Source organism: Pantoea sp. (genome assembly GCF_028283705.1).
Taxonomy (GTDB): domain Bacteria; phylum Pseudomonadota; class Gammaproteobacteria; order Enterobacterales; family Enterobacteriaceae; genus Pantoea.
Genome location: NZ_JAPWKD010000008.1, coordinates 136,112 through 153,715 on the forward strand (window position 1 = coordinate 136,112; position 17,604 = coordinate 153,715).

The window sequence follows — 17,604 nt, forward strand, 5'->3', positions numbered from 1 at the left end:
CGCGAGCGAGGTATTGATGGTGATGGAGATATCCAGACATCCGACCACTGTGTACCAGGCGGTCGCCGCCCAACTGGAGCAGGCGCTACAGGAACACTATCGCTGCGGCGATTACCTGCCTTCCGAACAACAGCTGGCGGCACATTACGAAGTCAATCGCCACACGCTGCGCCGTGCGGTAGATGAGCTGGTGAATAAAGGGCTGCTGCAACGGCGTCATGGCGTCGGCATCCTGGTGCTGATGCGTCCGTATGACTACCCACTGCATGCTCAGGCCCGTTTCACTCAGAACCTGCTGGAGCAGGGCAGCCATCCCACCAGCGAACGTCTGCTGGCGGTGCTGCGTCCAGCCAGTAGTGACGTCGCCAGCGCCCTCGGCATCAGGGAAGGGGACAGCGTTATTCACCTGCGTACCCTGCGTCGCGTTAATGGCGTACCGGTCTGCGTCATCAACCATTACCTGTCTGAGCTGAGCTGGTGGCCGGTGCTGCAACAGTTCCACAGCGGTTCGCTGCATGACTATTTACAGCAGCATGCCGGCCTGCAACTGACCCGCGCGCAGACCCGCATCAGCACCCGCCGTGCACAGGCCAAAGAGTGCCAGCAGCTGGAGATTGCTTTGCAGTCGCCGGTGCTGTGCGTACGCACCCTGAATAAAAACAGCGACGGCCAGGTAGCGGAATACTCCGTCAGCCTGACGCGTGGCGACATGATTGAACTGACCCTGGAGCACTAATGAAACAACCTACGGCCCGTCAGCACTGGATGTCGGTGCTGGCTCACAGCGAAGCCAGCCAGCTTGACGCTCACTGGCAACCGCTCCGACTCAACCCGAGCTTTGAACGGGTGCGTCCGGCAGAAACCGGTCTGACCCGTTTGCAGGCGCGCATGGGGGGCAGTGGCAAGCGCTTTGTGATGGGCGATGCCACGATGACGCGTGCAGTGGTGAAACTGCACGATGGCACCCTCGGGTTCAGCTATGTGCTGGGACGCGATAAAGCCCATGCCGAGCGTTGCGCCTTGATCGATGCCTTATTACAGCAGCCGGAAACCCAGGCGCTGATCGAAGAAAAAATAATTGCCCCGCTGGCGGCCCTGCGTGAAGAGCAGCGTCAGCTGCGCGCACGCGAAATCGCCAGCTCCAAAGTGGATTTCTTTACGCTGGTTCGCGGAGATAACTGATGACATTACTGGCAAGTTTTAACCATCCGGTGGCTGATGCGCAGCGCGCTTTCCGTCGCATTCTGAAAGCGATGAGTGAGCCGGGCGTGATGGTGGCATTGCCGCTGGCCCAGGGCTGGGGCGATCTGTCACCGGCGGCAACGGCGGTGCTGCTGACGCTGGTCGATCAGGAAAGCGCCCTGTGGCTGGATGAGAAGATTGATAACGAGATCCTGCGCAGCAACCTGCGTTTCCATACCGGCGTACCGATTGTCAGCGAGCGCGATGCTCCCTTTGCCCTGACCCATGCCAGCGCCAACCCTGATCCGGCGCACTTCGCTGCCGGTGACAACCTGTCACCAGAAAAAAGCACCACGCTGATTATTGAAGTGCCATCGCTGAACGGTGGCCTGACGCTGCGTCTGTCTGGTCCGGGCCTGCGTGAACCGCGTGCCATCGCCCCTCAGCTGCCTGCGGCGATTCTTCATTACCTGCGTGAGCGCCCGCATCCGTTCCCGCAGGGCGTCGATCTGATTTTCACCTGTGGCGAAGCGATGATGGCGTTGCCGCGCACCACTGACGTGGAGGTGTGCTGATGTATGTGGCGGTGAAAGGGGGCGAAAAGGCGATAGCCAGCGCCCATCAATTACAGGCCGATTTACGTCGTGGCGATCGTGCGTTGGCGGAGCTACAGTGTGACCAGCTGGCAGAGCAGCTGGGTCTGGCGGTGGATCGCGTGATGACCGAAGGCGGCATCTACGATCCGCAGCTGGCGGCGCTGGCGATCAAGCAGGCGAGCGGCGATTTAGTCGAAGCGATTTTCCTGCTGCGCGCCTATCGCACCACGTTGCCACGCCTGGCGGACAGCCTGGCGTTAGACACCGATGCGATGCGTATTGAGCGTCGTATTTCGGCAGTGTACAAAGATCTGCCCGGTGGCCAGGTACTTGGCCCAACCTATGATTACAGCCACCGCCTGCTGGATTTTACCCTGCTGGCGAACGGTGAAACCCCGTCAGCCGCACGTGACGACCAGGTGCTGCCGCAGCATTGCCCGCATATGTTCAGCATGATGACCGCCGAAGGGCTGGCCATGCGTGAGGAAGATGATGGCAGCGAGCCGTGCGATATCACCCGTGAACCGCCATCTTTTCCGGCATCGCGCGCCGCGCGTCTGCAACAGCTGGTGCGCGGTGATGAAGGTTTTCTGCTGGCGCTGGGCTATTCGACCCAGCGTGGTTATGGCCGCAACCACCCGTTCGCCGGTGAAATCCGTACTGGCTATCTCAGCGTCGCCATCTGCCCGGAAGAGCTGGGTTTCGAGATTGAGATTGGCGAAATCCTGCTGACCGAATGTGAGATGGTCAACGGCTTCGCCTCTCAGGACGATAACCCACCGCAATTTACCCGTGGTTACGGCCTGGTATTTGGCCGTACCGAGCGTAAAGCGATGGCGATGGCGCTGGTGGATCGCGCGCTGCAAACCCGCGAGTACCAGGAACGCATCACCAGCCCGGCGCAGGACGAAGAGTTTGTGCTGGCCCACGCCGACAACGTTGAAGCCGCGGGCTTTGTCTCGCACCTGAAGTTGCCGCACTACGTCGATTTCCAGGCGGAGCTGGAGCTGCTCAAGCGGCTGCGCCAACAGCATCAGGAGCAGAATGATGAGTGAACTGAGCGGCTATAACAGCGGCTATCTGGATGAGCAAACCAAACGCACCATCCGCCGCGCCATCCTCAAAGCGGTCGCCATCCCGGGTTATCAGGTGCCGTTTGCCGGACGCGAAATGCCGATGCCCTATGGCTGGGGTACCGGCGGGATTCAGATCACCGCCAGCATCATTGGCGATCAGGACGTGCTGAAGGTGATTGACCAGGGCGCAGACGATACTACCAACGCGGTGTCGATCCGTCGCTTCTTCCAGCGTGTCAGCGGTGCGGCCACCACGGAACGCACCGTGGATGCCACGCTGATCCAGACACGTCACCGCATTCCGGAGACGCCGCTGGAGGAAGATCAGGTGCTGATTTTTCAGGTGCCGATCCCGGAACCGCTGCGTTTTATCGAGCCGCGTGAGACCGAAACCCGCACCATGCACGCGCTGGAAGAGTACGGCATCATGCAGGTGAAACTGTATGAAGACATCGCCCGCTACGGCCATATCGCCACCACCTACGCTTACCCGGTGAAGGTCAACGATCGCTATGTGATGGACCCCTCGCCGATCCCCAAATTCGACAACCCGAAGATGCATATGATGCCCGCGCTGCAATTGTTTGGTGCCGGGCGTGAGAAACGCATCTATGCGCTGCCGCCGTATACCAAAGTGGAAAGTCTCGACTTCGACGATCACCCATTCAGCGTACAACAGTGGGATCAACCTTGTGCGCTGTGCGGTTCACGTCACAGCTATCTCGATGAAGTGGTGATGGATGACGCCGGTACGCGCATGTTTGTTTGCTCCGATACCGATTTTTGCCACCAGCAGCAGGAACAACAGCATGCACAGTGAACAGCCGCTGCTTGCGGTCAATAACCTTACTCACCTTTACGCGCCTGGCAAAGGCTTTGAGGAGGTCAGCTTTGAACTTTATCCCGGCGAAGTGCTGGGGATCGTCGGCGAATCCGGCTCCGGCAAAACCACGCTGCTGCGCAGCCTGTCAGCGCGTTTAGCGCCGCAGCAGGGCAATATTATTTATCGCAATCAGGACCTGTATCAGCTGAGCGAGAGCGACCGACGTCGCCTGCTGCGCACCGAATGGGGCGTGGTCCATCAGCATCCGCTCGATGGCCTGCGTCCGCAGGTGACAGCGGGCGGCAATATCGGCGAGCGTTTGATGGCGGTCGGGCAGCGTCATTACGGCAATATCCGCGCCGAAGCGATGCGCTGGTTGCAGGATGTGGAGATCCCGGCTGGTCGCATCGATGACCTGCCGACCACCTTCTCCGGCGGGATGCAGCAGCGTTTGCAGATTGCACGCAACCTCGTCACCCAGCCCTCGCTGGTGTTTATGGATGAACCCACTGGCGGGTTGGATGTGTCGGTGCAGGCGCGTCTGCTGGATTTACTGCGCACCCTGGTGCGCGAACTCAATCTGGCGGTGGTGATTGTCACCCACGATCTCGGTGTGGCACGCCTGCTGGCGCATCGTCTGCTGGTGATGAAACAGGGCAGGGTAGTGGAAAGCGGCCTCACCGATCGGGTGCTGGACGATCCGCATCATCCTTATACACAACTGCTGGTCTCTTCGGTGCTCAACTAATGGCGGAGTCAACCATGAATACGCAATTGCGCGTGGAGAAGCTGTGTAAGACCTTTGTGCTGCACAACCAGAGCGGCGTGGCGCTGCCGGTGTTGCAGGACGCCAGTCTGGAAGTCAACACGGGCGAATGTGTGGTGCTGCATGGCCGCTCCGGTAGCGGCAAATCAACGCTGTTGCGTGCGCTGTACGGCAACTACCAGGCCAACAGCGGCCATATCTGGCTGCAACATGCCGGGGAATGGATCGATATGGCGCAGGCACCGGCGCGCCAGATCCTTGCCATTCGCCGCAACACCATTGGCTGGGTCAGCCAGTTTCTGCGTGTCATCCCGCGCGTACCGACGCTGGAAATCGTGATGCAGCCGCTGCTGGAGCGTGGTGTGGAGCGCGCCTTCTGCGAGAAACGCGCCAAAGAGCTGCTGACACGCCTGAATGTGCCACAACGCCTGTGGTCACTGGCTCCGTCAACTTTCTCCGGCGGTGAGCAGCAGCGCGTCAATATCGCGCGTGGTTTTATCGCTGATTATCCGGTGCTGCTGCTGGATGAACCGACCGCTTCCCTCGACAGCGCCAACAGCGCGGCGGTGGTGGAACTGATTGAACAGGCGCGCGCCCGGGGTGCGGCCATCGTAGGTATTTTTCATGACGAAGCGGTGCGCAGTCGCGTGGCCGATCGCCTGCACGTCATGCAGCCGGTACAAACAGGAGCAGAAGCATGATCGTCAATAACGTCCGACTGGTGCTGGAAAATGAAGTGGTGGCCGGATCGCTGGAGATCCGCGAGGGGCGTATCGCCAGCTTTAGCGACAGCAACAGCCAGCAACCTGGCGCGCTGGATGGCGAACAGGCGTATCTGCTGCCTGGGCTGGTGGAGCTGCATACCGACAACCTGGATAAATTCTTCACTCCGCGTCCGAAAGTGGACTGGCCTGCCCATTCGGCCATGAGCAGCCATGATGCGCTGATGGTTGCCAGCGGCATTACCACGGTGCTGGATGCGATTGGCGTGGGTGATGTGCGTGACGGCGGTCATCGCCTCGATAACCTCAACAAGATGATCGACGCCATCCGCGACAGCAATCGCAAAGGGTTGAACCGCGTCGATCACCAGCTGCATCTGCGCTGTGAACTGCCTTATCACACCACGCTGACGCTGTTTGAAGCGCTGGTAAGCACGCCGGAACTGTCGCTGGTGTCGCTGATGGATCACTCGCCAGGCCAGCGTCAGTACGCCTCCCTGGAGAAGTACCGCGATTATTATCAGGGCAAATATCAGCTCAATGACGCACAAATGGACGAGTTTGAACGCGAACAGCTGGCGCTGGCGGCCGAATGGTCACAGCCGAACCGCAACGCCATTGCGGCGATGTGCCGGGCGCGTGGTATTCCGATTGCCAGCCACGATGATGCCACGGCGGCGCACGTGGCCGAATCTCACGACGTCGGCAGTGCGATTGCCGAATTCCCCACCACGCTGGAAGCCGCTGCCGCTTCACGTGCCTGTGGAATGCAGGTGCTGATGGGCGCGCCCAATATTGTGCGCGGCGGTTCGCACTCCGGCAATGTGGCAGCCTGGGAGCTGGCGAGTGCCGGTCTGCTGGATATTCTCTCCTCGGATTACTACCCAGCCAGCCTGCTGGATGCGGTGTTCCGCCTAACGGCGGATGAACGCAACACGCTGGAACTGCCGCAGGCGGTGGCGCTGGTGACACGTAATCCGGCGCGGGCCATCGGTTTGCAGGATCGCGGCACCATCGCCGAAGGACTGCGTGCTGACCTGGTACTGGCGCACACCGATCACGGTCATCCGCATATTCGTCATGTATGGTCGCAGGGCAGGCTGGTGTTCTGATGGCGCGCCTGATCTGGCTGACCGGGCCATCTGGTTCGGGGAAAGACAGCCTGCTCAACGCGCTGCGTGAAGCACCGCCGGAGCGTCTGGTGATTGCCCATCGCTACATTACACGCCCGGCGGATGCCGGGGGTGAGAACCATGTGGCGCTGAGCGAAGCGGAGTTTCGGCGGCGTGAGGCGCTCGGGTTGTTTGCCCTCAGCTGGCAGGCGCACGGTCTTAGCTATGGTCTGGGTGAAGAAATCGACCACTGGCTGGCACGCGATCTTAACGTGCTGGTCAATGGTTCGCGGCTGCATCTGCCGGTGGCGCAGCAACGCTACGGTAGCCAACTGCTGCCGCTGGTGTTGCAGGTGTCACCCGAGGTACTGGCGGCGCGTCTGCGGCAGCGTGGACGCGAAAGCGAGGCGGAGATCGCCCGCCGCCTCGCCCGTGCCGCTGAGCCGCTCCCGGCCCACAGCTTTCCGCTCAATAACGATGGCGCGCTGGCGGATACGCTGCGGCAACTGCGTTTGCTGCTGGAAAACCCCGCGTGATGAATCACGCCGCTACAAATCGCACCCAACCGTAGCGGCGCGATTTATCGCGCTGTTAGTGGGCACGCTGTCACGGTTTGATCATTTTGCTGTCATCAAGTGTTCATCCCGTTTGGCCGTAATAAGCGGGCAATTCACACCTCAGATGAAACGGAGCGGAATATGGCACAGGCATTACTGAAAACCGTGGTCGACAATCCTTATGTTCCGCACCTGCAGCAGGGCAACAAGGTGTTGTCGGTGCAGGGACTGTGCAAAGCGTACGGCGAAAACCGCGTACTGGATAATGTCAGTTTCGATCTGCATGCGGGGGAACTGGTGGCGGTGATTGGCCGCTCCGGCGCAGGCAAATCGACATTGTTACATATGCTGAACGGCACCATCTCAGCCAGCGAGGGTTCTATCCTCACCCAGCGTAGCGGCGAAGCGGAACGCAACGTGGTGGCACTGAACAGTCGCCAGATGCGTGAGTGGCGCAGCGAATGCGGCATGATTTTCCAGGATTTCTGCCTGGTGCCGCGCCTCGATGTGCTGACTAACGTGCTGCTGGGGCGTCTCAGCCAGACCTCCACACTGAAATCCTTCTTTAAAGTCTTTTCCGAAGCTGACCGCGCTCAGGCCATTGAGCTGTTGCAGTGGATGAACATGCTGCCGCAGGCGCTGCAACGCGCCGAAAACCTGTCTGGTGGTCAGATGCAGCGCGTGGCGATTTGTCGCGCGCTGATGCAGAACCCGAAGATTCTGCTGGCGGATGAGCCGGTAGCCTCTCTCGACCCGAAAAACACCAAACGCATCATGGACGTGCTGCGCCAGGTCAGCGAGCAGGGCATCAGCGTGATGGTCAACCTGCACTCGATTGAACTGGTGAAAAACTACTGCACCCGCGTCATCGGTATTCAGCGCGGCAAGGTGCTGTTTGACGGACATCCTTCTGAGTTGACCGACGGCCTGCTGCATGAGCTGTACGGCGACGAAATTAACCAGCTCCACTAACTCCCACGGCAAGAGAATAACCACCAATGAAACTGACCTCTTTAGCTTTACTGACTGGCGCTTTGATGGCTTTTGGCGTTAACGCAGCGGATGCCCCTAAGCAACTTAACCTCGGGATTCTGGGTGGCCAGAACGCCACGCAGCAGATTGGCGACAACCAGTGTGTGAAAACTTTCTTCGACAAAGAGCTGAATGTTGACACCCAACTGCGTAACTCTTCTGACTACTCAGGCGTGATTCAGGGCCTGTTGGGTAACAAAATTGACCTGGTACTGAGCATGTCACCGGCATCGTATGCCTCGGTCTACCTGCAGAACCCGAAAGCGGTCGATATCGTTGGTATCGTGGTGGATGACAAAGACGGTTCACAAGGTTACCACTCGGTGGTGATCGTTAAAGCGGACAGCCCGTACAAAAAGCTGGAAGACCTGAAAGGTAAATCCTTCGGCATGGCCGACCCGGATTCGACCTCTGGCTTCCTGATGCCGAACCAGGCATTCAAGAAAGAGTTTGGCGGCACGGTGGATGATAAGTACAAAGGCACCTTCTCTAACGTGACCTTCTCCGGCGGCCACGAGCAGGACATCCTCGGCGTGCTGAATGGTCAGTTTGACGGCGCGGTAACCTGGACTTCACTGGTGGGTGATTACAACACCGGTTACACCTCAGGTGCGTTTGGTCGTTTGATTCGTATGGACCACCCGGACCTGATGAAACAGATTCGCATCATCTGGAAATCACCGTTGATCCCGAACGGCCCAATCCTGGTGAGCAACAATCTGCCAGCCGACTTTAAAGAAAAAGTGGTGGCAACCATCAAGAAACTGGATAAAGAAGATCACAGCTGCTTTGTTAAAGCAGTGGGCGGTGAGCAGCATATCGGCCCGGCAACTGTCGCTGACTATCAGAACATCATTGATATGAAGCGTGACCTGATGAAGGGCAGCCGCGGCTAACGCTTTCTCTGCGCGATAAATCGCGCCGCTACGAAATCGTGCACACTGCCGTAGCGGCGCAATTCATTGCGCGTTAAATCGCATCGTTATGGTACGCATTCCAACCACAGGACCTCCCCTTTGACCGATTTCGAACACTACTATCAACGCATCCGTCGTCAGCAAAAGCGTGACACGTTGCTGTGGTCGCTGTTGCTGGTGGCACTGTATCTTGCTGCGGGCAAAATCGCGGAATTCAACCTGGTCACTGTCTGGCAATCATTGCCACATTTCTTTGATTACATTGGCGAAACCATGCCGGTGCTGCATTTTCCGGTGCTGTTTGCTGATGTGAAAACCGAAGGTTCCTTCGCGTATTGGGGCTATCGCCTGAATATTCAGTTGCCGCTGATCTGGGAAACCTTACAGCTGGCGATTTCATCAACGGTGATTGGCGTGGCTATCGCCGCCGGGCTGGCCTTTTTCGCCGCCGACAATACACAATCTCCCGCTGGCGTGCGTCTCGCCATTCGCGCGTTTGTCGCCTTTTTGCGCACCATGCCGGAACTGGCGTGGGCGGTGATGTTCGTGATGGCCTTTGGCATCGGTGCCATTCCCGGCTTTCTTGCGCTGGCATTGCACACTGTTGGCAGCCTGACCAAGCTGTTCTACGAATCGATTGAAAGTGCTTCCGACAAGCCGGTACGCGGCCTGGCCGCCTGCGGTGCCAGCAAATTGCAGCGCATGCGTTTTGCCTTCTGGCCGCAGGTCAAACCGACCTTCCTCTCCTACAGCTTTATGCGTCTGGAGATTAATTTCCGCTCCTCCACCATTCTGGGTCTGGTAGGGGCAGGGGGTATCGGCCAGGAGCTGATGACCAATATCAAACTCGACCGTTACGATCAGGTCAGCATTACGCTGCTGCTGATCATCGTGGTGGTGTCGCTGCTGGATACGATCTCTGGCTGGCTGCGCCGTCGCGTGGTGGAAGGAGAACGCGCATGATTGCTCTGGCCCCGGATATCGGCAAACTGAAGCAGGAACACCCGGCGCTGTTTGCCGCGCAAAAGCGTTATCTGCGCCGCATTGCGCTGATCGCGCTGGCCGTGCTGCTCTACTACATCTTTTTCTTTGAAGTTTTTGGTATCGAATGGAGTCGCCTGTTGATTGGCTGCCAGCAGCTGGGACGTTATTTCCTGCGCATGTTTGTCTGGCAGGATTTCGCCAACTGGCCATTCGGTTATTACCTGTCGCAGATTGGCATCACGCTGGCGATTGTGTTTGCCGGTACCTTCACCGCGACGCTGCTGGCGCTACCGATTTCCTTCCTGGCGGCGCGTAACGTGATGCACGACCCGCTTACCCGCCCGATTTCGCTGCTGATGCGTCGTGTACTGGATATATTGCGCGGCATCGATATGGCGATTTGGGGTCTGATCTTTGTGCGCGCGGTCGGCATGGGGCCGCTGGCCGGGGTGCTGGCGATTGTGATGCAGGACATTGGCCTGCTCGGCAAACTGTATGCTGAAGGACACGAAGCGGTGGAGCGTTCGCCGAGCCGTGGCCTGGGAGCCGTCGGGGCCAACAGCCTGCAAAAACACCGCTTCGGTATTTTCACCCAGTCGTTCCCGACTTTCCTCGCCCTCAGCCTGTACCAGATTGAATCCAACACCCGCTCGGCGGCAGTGCTGGGCTTTGTCGGCGCAGGTGGTGTCGGCCTGGTGTATGCCGAGAACATGCGCCTGTGGAACTGGGATGTGGTGATGTTTATCACCGTGATCCTCGCGGCGATCGTGATGATTATGGATGTTGTCTCCAGCCGTCTGCGTAAACGTTACATCACCGGGAAAGCGGTGCCGCTGTGGCAGCCCGCCGCGCGCGACTGAGCCGTTCACTGCGCTGCCAGGCGCGTTCCAGCGCCTGCACCAGCTGCGCCTGATGCCAGGGTTTTGCCAGCCGCTCACACAGCGGCAGCATCACCGGCGTCTGGCGCAAATCCTGTCCACTGATCAGCAGCGTCGCCAGTTGCGGCCACTGCTGCTGCGCCTGGCGGATCACATCGGCACCGTTGAGGTTGCCGGGTAGCATCAGGTCACTGATCAGCAGTTCGATATCTGGCGTCTGGCGCAGCAGCGTCAGTGCGCTTTCGCCATCGCCACACTCCAGCGTCAGGTAGCCCAGCTGATGTAAATGTTCGCACAACGTCTGGCGCACCGACGGTTCGTCATCCAGTACCAGCACCAGCCGGTCAGCACTGGCGCTCAGCAAGTGGGGCGCAACGACGGATGCGGGCTGTGCCACATCAGGAGCACGCGGCAGTAACAGGCGCACCGTGGTGCCCTGGCCGGGCGCGGTTTCCAGTTCGATTTGCCCGCCGGACTGACGGACAAAGCCATACACCATCGACAACCCCAGCCCGCTACCGCTGCCAATCGCTTTGGTGGTGAAAAACGGTTCGAACACCTGCGTCTGCACCTCGGCGGACATGCCGCATCCGTGGTCGATCACTTCAATGGTGACACGGTCGCCTTCGTCGCGTTGCTGATGCCAGACGCGCAGACGGATGGTGCCGCTCTGTTTTTCCATCGCATCGCGCGCATTGACCACCAGATTCATCAGCGCATTCTCCAGCTGCCCGGCGTCGATCCACGCGGGCCAGCCGGGGCGCTCGGCCTCAATCACCAGTTGCTGGCCTGGCAGCAGCGAGTGCTGCAACAGGCCCTGCAAATTATCTACCAAATCGACCACCGACACGGCGCGTGGGTAGAGTGCCTGCTTGCGTGAAAAAGCCAGCAGACGCTGGGTGAGCTGGGCGGCTCGGTCAGCCGCTTGTCTTGCGCGTTCGATACGACTGGCGAGGCTGCCGGGTGGCAGTTGATCCACGGTAAGGGCCAGGCTGCCAATAATCACCGCCAGCAGATTGTTGAAATCGTGGGCCAGCCCGCCGGTGAGTTGTCCAACCGCCTTCATTTTCTGGCTATGCAGCAGCGCCTCTTCCAGTGCTTTGCGTGTGGTGCGTTCCAGCACGGTGTTGACCATGCCACGCCGTGGCACCGGGCTGAAACGCAGCTCCAGCGTGCGACCATCTGCCAGCCGCACTTCCTGGGCCTCGCCCAGCCCGTTCAGTTCAATCTCCAGCCGTTTCAGCAATTGCTGATAATGCAGGCCACGATGCAGTTCACGCGGCGCGATGCCCAGCAGTTGCGCGTATTGCGCATTCCACACCACCAGCCCGCCGCTGTTGTCGAACAGGGCAAAACCATCACGCATCGCCAGAAAGGTGGACTCCAGCTGGTTACTTTTCTCTTTCAGCAGACGCGAGGTGTGTGCCAGCGAGGCGGTATTGCGCGCGAACACGTTAAAGGCACGCGCCAGATCCCCCAGCTCGTCACGTCGCGCCAGCCCGGGCACATTGACGCTTTTCTCCCCCTGCGCCAGCAACGTCATGGCGTGGGCGATGGCCGTCAGGCTGGAACCCAGGTTGCGATAAATGTAGTAACCGGCATACCCGGTGATCAGCAGCGCCAGCAGCATAAACAGGCCGATAAAGCCGATGATGGAGTCCAGCTCCTGATGGGTGGCCTGGCTGCGAGTGTCAGTTTGCTGCGCCACCAGCTGCACGTAATGGGTGATGTCATCGTTAAGCATGGCCACCAGCGCTTTGATGCGATAGGTGGCGTAGGCAATGGTGATATCGCTCTGATCCAGCTCGGTGGCAACCGGCAGTAGTGCACGTTCGGTGCTGACCAGTTGCTGCACTTTATCCGCCAGTACCCCCTGCGTTGGCAGCGCTGACCAGGCATCGAATAGCGTATTCAGCTGGCGTACTGCTGCCTGTGGCGTAGTGGACTGAATGGCGACGGTGAGCAGGCGGGTCGTTTGCTGGCGCAGGTCGGGGGAAAAGGGCTGCTGCACTGCCAGGCTATCGATATGGTTGAGCAGCAACTGAGCCTGCCACAGGCCACTCAGCATCCGGTTGCGTTGCAGATGGCGCTCATGGCCCTTGAGCAGCAGCTGATTGATGCTTTGCTCCAGCATCTGGCTGCGTTCACGGATGCGTTGCAGCAAGACCGGTTGCAGCAACGCCAGCGGTGCACGCGCCAGTTGATTCAGCGAGTGCTGCAACGCCTGCTGGGTTTGTTGCAGGCGCGCCGATTCACTTTGGTACTCCAGTGCACCCACCACCTGGGAAAGCCGTACTGCGGCGGTTGCCACGTTGGCGGTGTCGCGTGCCAGCGCCAGGCTGCCGCTCATATCGGCGAGGGTTTGTGCCTGCGCCTGTTCCTGAATGTGACCGGCGTGGCGAAATCCACTAATTGCCACCAGACCCACTGCCAGGGTGACGCACACCACCAGCAGATTAAACAGCAGCAGGCGACCGCGCGCGCCCACCTGCCAGTGCAGACTTCGACTCATGCTGCGTCCTCCAACCGGCCCTTTTCTGCGCGAGTATAGAAGTGCCAGGTCGGCGCTTTATGACAAATATGAATGGTGGCTGACATTTTCCATTTATCTGTCATTGCTTAACTCGCTGCACGATTTGCCAGCAGGAGCGAACCGATGGCGGCCACACCGATTCTGGAAATGCGGGAAATTACCCGGCGCTTTGGCAGTTTCTACGCGCTGAAAGGGGTGGATCTGACAGTCTGGCCCGGCGAGGTGCATGCGCTGATGGGGGAAAACGGCGCGGGCAAAAGCACGCTGATGAAAATTCTGGCCGGGGCATACACCGCCAGCAGTGGGGAAATCCTGATTGATGGTCAACCCTATGTCATCAAAGGGCCGAAAGACGCGCTGGCGGCAGGCATCACCCTGATTTATCAGGAGATCAATCTGGCCCCCAATCTGACGGTGGCGGAAAACATCTTTCTCGGTAGCGAAATCACCCGCGTAGGTCTGGTCAAACGTCGCCAGATGGCGGAAGAGGCGCAGCAGGTGATCGATCGCCTTGGTGCGCAGTTCAGCGCCACCGATCTGGTCAGCCGTCTCAGCATTGCCGAGCAGCAGCAGGTGGAGATCGCCCGCGCGCTGCATCGCAACAGCCGCATCCTGGTGATGGATGAACCCACCGCCGCGCTCTCCAACCGTGAAACCGAGCAGCTGTTTGCCTTGATCAAACGTCTGCGCAGCGCGGGGATGGCGATCATCTATATCAGCCACCGCATGGCGGAGGTGTATGAACTCTCCGACCGCGTCAGCGTGCTGCGTGATGGTCAGTACGTCGGCAGTCTGACGCGTGATCAACTCAACGCCAGCGAACTGGTGCGTATGATGGTTGGGCGTCCGCTCAGCGATCTGTTCAACAAAGATCGCACCATTCCCTTCGGCGAAATTCGTCTCGCGGTGAACCATCTGACAGACGGCAAAAAAGTCCATCCCAGCAGCCTGGCGGTGCGCGCCGGGGAGATTGTCGGGCTGGCGGGTCTGGTGGGGGCCGGGCGCAGCGAACTGGCGCAGCTGATTTTTGGTGTACACAAATCGAGTGGCGGCGAGGTCTGGATTGACGGCGAGAAGGTCAAAATCCACTCCCCGCGTGAAGCCATCGCCCACGGCATTGGCTTTCTCACCGAGAACCGTAAAGAGCAGGGGTTGTTTCTCGAACTGGCCGCCCAGGAAAACATTGTGATGGCGACGCTGGAACGTGATGCCAGCTATGGCCTGCTTAATCGCCGCAAAGGCCAGAAGATCGCCAGTGAGGCGATCCAGACTCTCAACATTCGTGTTCCCCATGCCCAGGTGCGCGCCGGTGGCCTGTCCGGCGGCAATCAGCAGAAGCTGCTGGTGTCGCGTTGGGTGGCGATTGCCCCGCGCATCCTGATCCTCGATGAACCCACGCGTGGCGTGGATGTCGGTGCCAAAAGTGAAATCTACCGCATGATGAGCCAGCTGGCGCAGCAGGGCGTGGCAATCCTGATGATCTCCAGTGAACTGCCGGAAGTGGTGGGGATGAGCGACCGGGTATACGTGATGCGCGAAGGCACCATTGCCGGTGAACTGAGCGGTGAAGAGATTAGCCAGGAAAACATTATGACACTGGCCACCGGCGCACAGCCGGTCGAGCCTTGAGGAGACGCGGATGACCAGTGAAACCACCCGTATGAAAAACCCGACGCTGAAACGTGCGTTGATGGCGGATCTGTTGCAGACCGTCGGCATCCTGCCAATTTTGATTCTGATCGTCGCGGTGTTTGGTTTTGTTGCCCCCAACTTTTTTACTGAAGCCAACCTGCTGAACATCACCCGTCAGGCATCAATTAACATCGTGCTGGCGGCAGGCATGACCTTTGTCATTCTCACCGGCGGCATTGATTTGTCGGTCGGTTCGATGCTCGGCACCACGGCGGTGGTGGCGATGGTGGTCTCGCTCGACCCGGCGTTTGCCAGCCTGACCATCCCGGCGGCGCTGGGGGCGGGCCTGATCATGGGGCTGTTCAACGGCCTGCTGGTGGCCTGGGCCGGACTGCCGCCGTTTATCGTCACCCTCGGCACCTACACCGCCTTGCGTGGCGCGGCTTATCTGCTGGCGGACGGCACTACGGTGATTAACTCCGACATTAACTTTGAGTGGATAGGCAATGGCTATATTGGGCCGATTCCGTGGCTGATTGTCATTGCCTTTGCGGTGATTGCCTTGTGCTGGTTCATTCTGCGCCGCACTACGCTTGGGGTTCATATCTACGCGGTGGGCGGCAATATGCAGGCGGCACGTCTCACCGGCATCAAGGTCGGGGCGGTGCTGGCGTTCGTCTATGCCGTCAGTGGCCTGCTGTCCGGGCTGGGCGGGTTGATGAGCGCCTCGCGGCTATACAGCGCCAACGGCAACCTCGGGGTGGGCTACGAGCTGGACGCGATTGCTGCGGTGATCCTCGGCGGCACCAGCTTTGTCGGCGGTATCGGCACCATCACCGGCACGCTGATTGGTGCGTTGATTATCGCCACGCTGAACAACGGCATGACGCTGATGGGGGTGTCGTACTTCTGGCAACTGGTGATTAAGGGGGGAGTGATCATTATCGCCGTGTTGATCGACAAGTACCGTACCCGGCATCACGTCGGTTGAAAGAGAAAAAGACGCGCGATAAATCGCGCCGCTACGGGATGGCGCACGATTTTGTAGCGGCGCGATTTATCGCGCAATGCAATACCAACAAAAAAAGCAGGAGAACATCGACTATGCGTTTTAATCCGATTATCACCGGACTGCTGGCGGCCACGCTTCTCAGCGCACCGCTGGTCCAGGCCAAAGAGTTAAAAGCCATTGGTGTCACCGTCGGCGACCTCGCCAACCCGTTCTTCGTGCAGATCACCAAAGGGGCGGCATTGGAAGCACGCAAGCTGGCGGGAGATGACGTGAAGGTGACGCTGGTCTCCAGCGGTTACGATCTCGGCCAGCAGGTGGCGCAAATCGACAACTTTATTGCCGCCAAAGTGGACATGATCATCCTCAACGCTGCTGACTCGAAAGGGATCGCGCCTGCCGTTAAACGCGCCCGTGATGCCGGGATCGTGGTGGTGGCGGTGGACGTGGCCGCTGAAGGTGCCGATGCCACCATCACCTCCGATAACACCGCAGCAGGGGCGATGGCCTGTAAATACATCTCTGACCGCCTGAAAGACAAAGGCAACGTGGTGATCATTAACGGACCGCCGGTTTCAGCGGTGCAGAACCGCGTGGAAGGCTGCATGAACGAGTTCAAAACCCACCCGGATATCAAGATCCTGTCCTCCAACCAGAACGCCAAAGGCAGCCGTGAAGGTGGGCTGGAAGTGATGACCGGCCTGCTGTCGGCTAACCCGAAAATTGATGCGGTGTTCGCCATTAACGATCCAACCGCCATCGGCGCGGATTTAGCCGCCAAACAGGCGCAGCGCCACGAATTCTTTATTGTTGGCGTCGATGGCAGCCCGGACGGTGAAGAGGCGCTGAAACGCAAAGGTTCACTGTTTGTCGCCACCCCGGCGCAGGACCCGCAGGTGATGGCGGCGAAAGCGGTGGAGATCGGTTATGACATCCTGCAAGGCAAACCTGCGCCGGATAAGCCAGTGCTGATCCCGGTGTCGATGATCGACCGCAACAATGTCAGCAGCTACAAAGGCTGGACGGTGAAATAACCGACGCGGGCGGTGCGCCATGGGCCGCCCCCACTTTCCACTGACCGGAGACGCAGTGATGCAACGTTCGGAAGTGAATACCATTCTGCAACTCACCCGTGAATTCTTTATGCGCCAGGATGTCCATCTGCCCAGCTGGGCCGATTACGGCCTGAGCCAGTGGCGTGCGCTGGATAAGCCAGCGGCCGACGAGCTGCTGGCGCTGCACCTCGGCTGGGATGTCACCAGCTTTGGCGCGCAGGATTTCTTTCAGACGGGTTTAACCCTGTTCACCCTGCGTAACGGTTCGCGCGGCGGCAAGCCGTGGGCGAAACCCTACGCGGAAAAGATCATGCATGTGCGGGAAGGGCAGGTGACGCCGATGCACTACCACCCGCAAAAGATGGAAGACATTATCAATCGTGGCGGCGGCAACCTGATTGTGACACTGCACAATCGTGATGGCGATCGGCTGGCCAACACACCGGTGAACGTCACCCTCGATGGCATCCGTCAGACCCATGCTGCTGGATCACAACTGCGCCTGTCGCCGGGGGAGAGCGTCACCCTGGTGCCGGGTATCTGGCACAGCTTCTGGGGCGAAGAGGGTTATGGCGACGTGCTGGTGGGGGAGGTTTCCATGCCGAACGATGACGAGCACGACAATGTTTTTCTTACCCCGCTGGCGCGCTTCAACCCGATTGATGAGGATGAAGATCCGCGCTGGCTGCTGTGTAACGAATATGCCCGCTGGCTGGACTGAAGGAGCAAC

General features: G+C 59.3%; 18 protein-coding genes. 17 read left to right on the forward strand and 1 reads right to left on the reverse strand.

What is annotated here, in order from left to right:
• Window positions 1-22 precede the first annotated feature (22 nt).
• The 13 genes from phnF to phnE (PW844_RS06135) all read left to right on the forward strand — a co-directional run bounded on the left by phnF (window position 23) and on the right by phnE (PW844_RS06135) (window position 10,627).
• Window positions 23-736 carry a phosphonate metabolism transcriptional regulator PhnF gene (gene phnF, locus PW844_RS06075; protein ID WP_299449506.1) on the forward strand — a complete coding sequence of 238 codons (714 nt, stop codon included), beginning with the start codon at window positions 23-25 and terminating at the stop codon, window positions 734-736.
• The gene (phnG, locus tag PW844_RS06080; RefSeq protein WP_299449507.1) at window positions 736-1,182 is read left to right on the forward strand and encodes a phosphonate C-P lyase system protein PhnG; all 447 of its coding nucleotides are present in this window, start codon (window positions 736-738) and stop codon (window positions 1,180-1,182) included. The genes phnF and phnG overlap by 1 nt, the downstream gene beginning before the upstream one ends.
• Entirely contained in the window at window positions 1,182-1,757 is a 576-nt protein-coding gene (gene phnH / locus PW844_RS06085; protein ID WP_084875760.1) for a phosphonate C-P lyase system protein PhnH, read from the forward strand. Before phnG ends, phnH begins: the two co-directional genes overlap by 1 nt.
• A complete protein-coding gene (locus PW844_RS06090; RefSeq protein WP_299449509.1) occupies window positions 1,757-2,833 on the forward strand; it encodes a carbon-phosphorus lyase complex subunit PhnI in 1,077 nt (358 codons plus the stop codon). Before phnH ends, PW844_RS06090 begins: the two co-directional genes overlap by 1 nt.
• Complete coding sequence (locus tag PW844_RS06095) at window positions 2,826-3,674, forward strand: alpha-D-ribose 1-methylphosphonate 5-phosphate C-P-lyase PhnJ (protein WP_084875755.1); 849 nt, start codon at window positions 2,826-2,828, stop codon at window positions 3,672-3,674. The genes PW844_RS06090 and PW844_RS06095 overlap by 8 nt, the downstream gene beginning before the upstream one ends.
• A complete protein-coding gene (phnK, locus tag PW844_RS06100) occupies window positions 3,664-4,425 on the forward strand; it encodes a phosphonate C-P lyase system protein PhnK (RefSeq protein ID WP_084875754.1) in 762 nt (253 codons plus the stop codon). The genes PW844_RS06095 and phnK overlap by 11 nt, the downstream gene beginning before the upstream one ends.
• Window positions 4,426-4,439: 14 nt before the next feature.
• Window positions 4,440-5,144 carry a phosphonate C-P lyase system protein PhnL gene (gene phnL / locus PW844_RS06105; RefSeq protein ID WP_299449510.1) on the forward strand — a complete coding sequence of 235 codons (705 nt, stop codon included), beginning with the start codon at window positions 4,440-4,442 and terminating at the stop codon, window positions 5,142-5,144.
• Window positions 5,141-6,277, forward strand: coding sequence for an alpha-D-ribose 1-methylphosphonate 5-triphosphate diphosphatase (gene phnM, locus PW844_RS06110; RefSeq protein ID WP_208715557.1), 1,137 nt, complete (start codon window positions 5,141-5,143; stop codon window positions 6,275-6,277). The genes phnL and phnM overlap by 4 nt, the downstream gene beginning before the upstream one ends.
• Window positions 6,277-6,813, forward strand: coding sequence for a ribose 1,5-bisphosphokinase (gene phnN / locus PW844_RS06115; RefSeq protein ID WP_299449514.1), 537 nt, complete (start codon window positions 6,277-6,279; stop codon window positions 6,811-6,813). The genes phnM and phnN overlap by 1 nt, the downstream gene beginning before the upstream one ends.
• A 162-nt stretch (window positions 6,814-6,975) precedes the next feature.
• Entirely contained in the window at window positions 6,976-7,806 is an 831-nt protein-coding gene (phnC, locus tag PW844_RS06120; RefSeq protein ID WP_299449515.1) for a phosphonate ABC transporter ATP-binding protein, read from the forward strand.
• A 26-nt stretch (window positions 7,807-7,832) separates the two neighbouring features.
• Window positions 7,833-8,762 carry a phosphonate ABC transporter substrate-binding protein gene (gene phnD, locus PW844_RS06125; RefSeq protein WP_084875744.1) on the forward strand — a complete coding sequence of 310 codons (930 nt, stop codon included), beginning with the start codon at window positions 7,833-7,835 and terminating at the stop codon, window positions 8,760-8,762.
• A gap of 120 nt (window positions 8,763-8,882) precedes the next feature.
• Window positions 8,883-9,746 (forward strand): phosphonate ABC transporter, permease protein PhnE, encoded by an 864-nt coding sequence (phnE, locus tag PW844_RS06130; protein ID WP_299449516.1) that lies wholly within the window; start codon window positions 8,883-8,885, stop codon window positions 9,744-9,746.
• Window positions 9,743-10,627, forward strand: a complete 885-nt coding sequence (gene phnE / locus PW844_RS06135; protein ID WP_299449517.1) for a phosphonate ABC transporter, permease protein PhnE — start codon at window positions 9,743-9,745, stop codon at window positions 10,625-10,627. Before phnE (PW844_RS06130) ends, phnE (PW844_RS06135) begins: the two co-directional genes overlap by 4 nt.
• On the opposite strand, the gene PW844_RS06140 is transcribed toward phnE (PW844_RS06135), so the two are convergent.
• Complete coding sequence (locus PW844_RS06140) at window positions 10,581-13,157, reverse strand: ATP-binding protein (RefSeq protein WP_299449519.1); 2,577 nt, start codon at window positions 13,155-13,157, stop codon at window positions 10,581-10,583. The genes phnE (PW844_RS06135) and PW844_RS06140 overlap by 47 nt on opposite strands.
• A 144-nt stretch (window positions 13,158-13,301) precedes the next feature.
• On the opposite strand from PW844_RS06140, the gene PW844_RS06145 reads away from it, so the two are divergent.
• The 4 genes from PW844_RS06145 (at window position 13,302) to PW844_RS06160 (ending at window position 17,595) form a co-directional block, all read left to right on the forward strand.
• Complete coding sequence (locus PW844_RS06145) at window positions 13,302-14,807, forward strand: sugar ABC transporter ATP-binding protein (protein WP_299449520.1); 1,506 nt, start codon at window positions 13,302-13,304, stop codon at window positions 14,805-14,807.
• Window positions 14,808-14,817: 10 nt separating this feature from the next.
• The gene (locus PW844_RS06150) at window positions 14,818-15,801 is read left to right on the forward strand and encodes a ribose ABC transporter permease (protein ID WP_084875734.1); all 984 of its coding nucleotides are present in this window, start codon (window positions 14,818-14,820) and stop codon (window positions 15,799-15,801) included.
• A 113-nt stretch (window positions 15,802-15,914) separates the two neighbouring features.
• Window positions 15,915-16,853: an ABC transporter substrate-binding protein gene (locus tag PW844_RS06155; RefSeq protein ID WP_084875732.1), complete on the forward strand. Its 939-nt coding sequence runs from the start codon at window positions 15,915-15,917 to the stop codon at window positions 16,851-16,853.
• A 58-nt stretch (window positions 16,854-16,911) separates the two neighbouring features.
• On the forward strand, window positions 16,912-17,595 hold the full coding sequence (locus PW844_RS06160) for a D-lyxose/D-mannose family sugar isomerase (RefSeq protein ID WP_299449614.1): 684 nt from the start codon (window positions 16,912-16,914) through the stop codon (window positions 17,593-17,595).
• The last annotated feature ends 9 nt before the right edge of the window (window positions 17,596-17,604 follow it).

Coding starts and splice junctions, on each gene's coding strand:
- phnG (WP_299449507.1), top strand. CDS start 736: ATGAAACAACCTACGGCCCGTCAGCACTGGATGTCGGTGCTGGCTCAC.
- phnD (WP_084875744.1), top strand. CDS start 7,833: ATGAAACTGACCTCTTTAGCTTTACTGACTGGCGCTTTGATGGCTTTT.
- PW844_RS06145 (WP_299449520.1), top strand. CDS start 13,302: ATGGCGGCCACACCGATTCTGGAAATGCGGGAAATTACCCGGCGCTTT.
- phnK (WP_084875754.1), top strand. CDS start 3,664: ATGCACAGTGAACAGCCGCTGCTTGCGGTCAATAACCTTACTCACCTT.
- phnF (WP_299449506.1), top strand. CDS start 23: ATGGAGATATCCAGACATCCGACCACTGTGTACCAGGCGGTCGCCGCC.
- PW844_RS06095 (WP_084875755.1), top strand. CDS start 2,826: ATGAGTGAACTGAGCGGCTATAACAGCGGCTATCTGGATGAGCAAACC.
- PW844_RS06155 (WP_084875732.1), top strand. CDS start 15,915: ATGCGTTTTAATCCGATTATCACCGGACTGCTGGCGGCCACGCTTCTC.
- PW844_RS06160 (WP_299449614.1), top strand. CDS start 16,912: ATGCAACGTTCGGAAGTGAATACCATTCTGCAACTCACCCGTGAATTC.
- phnL (WP_299449510.1), top strand. CDS start 4,440: ATGAATACGCAATTGCGCGTGGAGAAGCTGTGTAAGACCTTTGTGCTG.
- PW844_RS06150 (WP_084875734.1), top strand. CDS start 14,818: ATGACCAGTGAAACCACCCGTATGAAAAACCCGACGCTGAAACGTGCG.
- PW844_RS06090 (WP_299449509.1), top strand. CDS start 1,757: ATGTATGTGGCGGTGAAAGGGGGCGAAAAGGCGATAGCCAGCGCCCAT.
- phnH (WP_084875760.1), top strand. CDS start 1,182: ATGACATTACTGGCAAGTTTTAACCATCCGGTGGCTGATGCGCAGCGC.
- phnE (WP_299449517.1), top strand. CDS start 9,743: ATGATTGCTCTGGCCCCGGATATCGGCAAACTGAAGCAGGAACACCCG.
- phnC (WP_299449515.1), top strand. CDS start 6,976: ATGGCACAGGCATTACTGAAAACCGTGGTCGACAATCCTTATGTTCCG.
- phnM (WP_208715557.1), top strand. CDS start 5,141: ATGATCGTCAATAACGTCCGACTGGTGCTGGAAAATGAAGTGGTGGCC.
- phnN (WP_299449514.1), top strand. CDS start 6,277: ATGGCGCGCCTGATCTGGCTGACCGGGCCATCTGGTTCGGGGAAAGAC.
- PW844_RS06140 (WP_299449519.1), bottom strand. CDS start 13,157: ATGAGTCGAAGTCTGCACTGGCAGGTGGGCGCGCGCGGTCGCCTGCTG.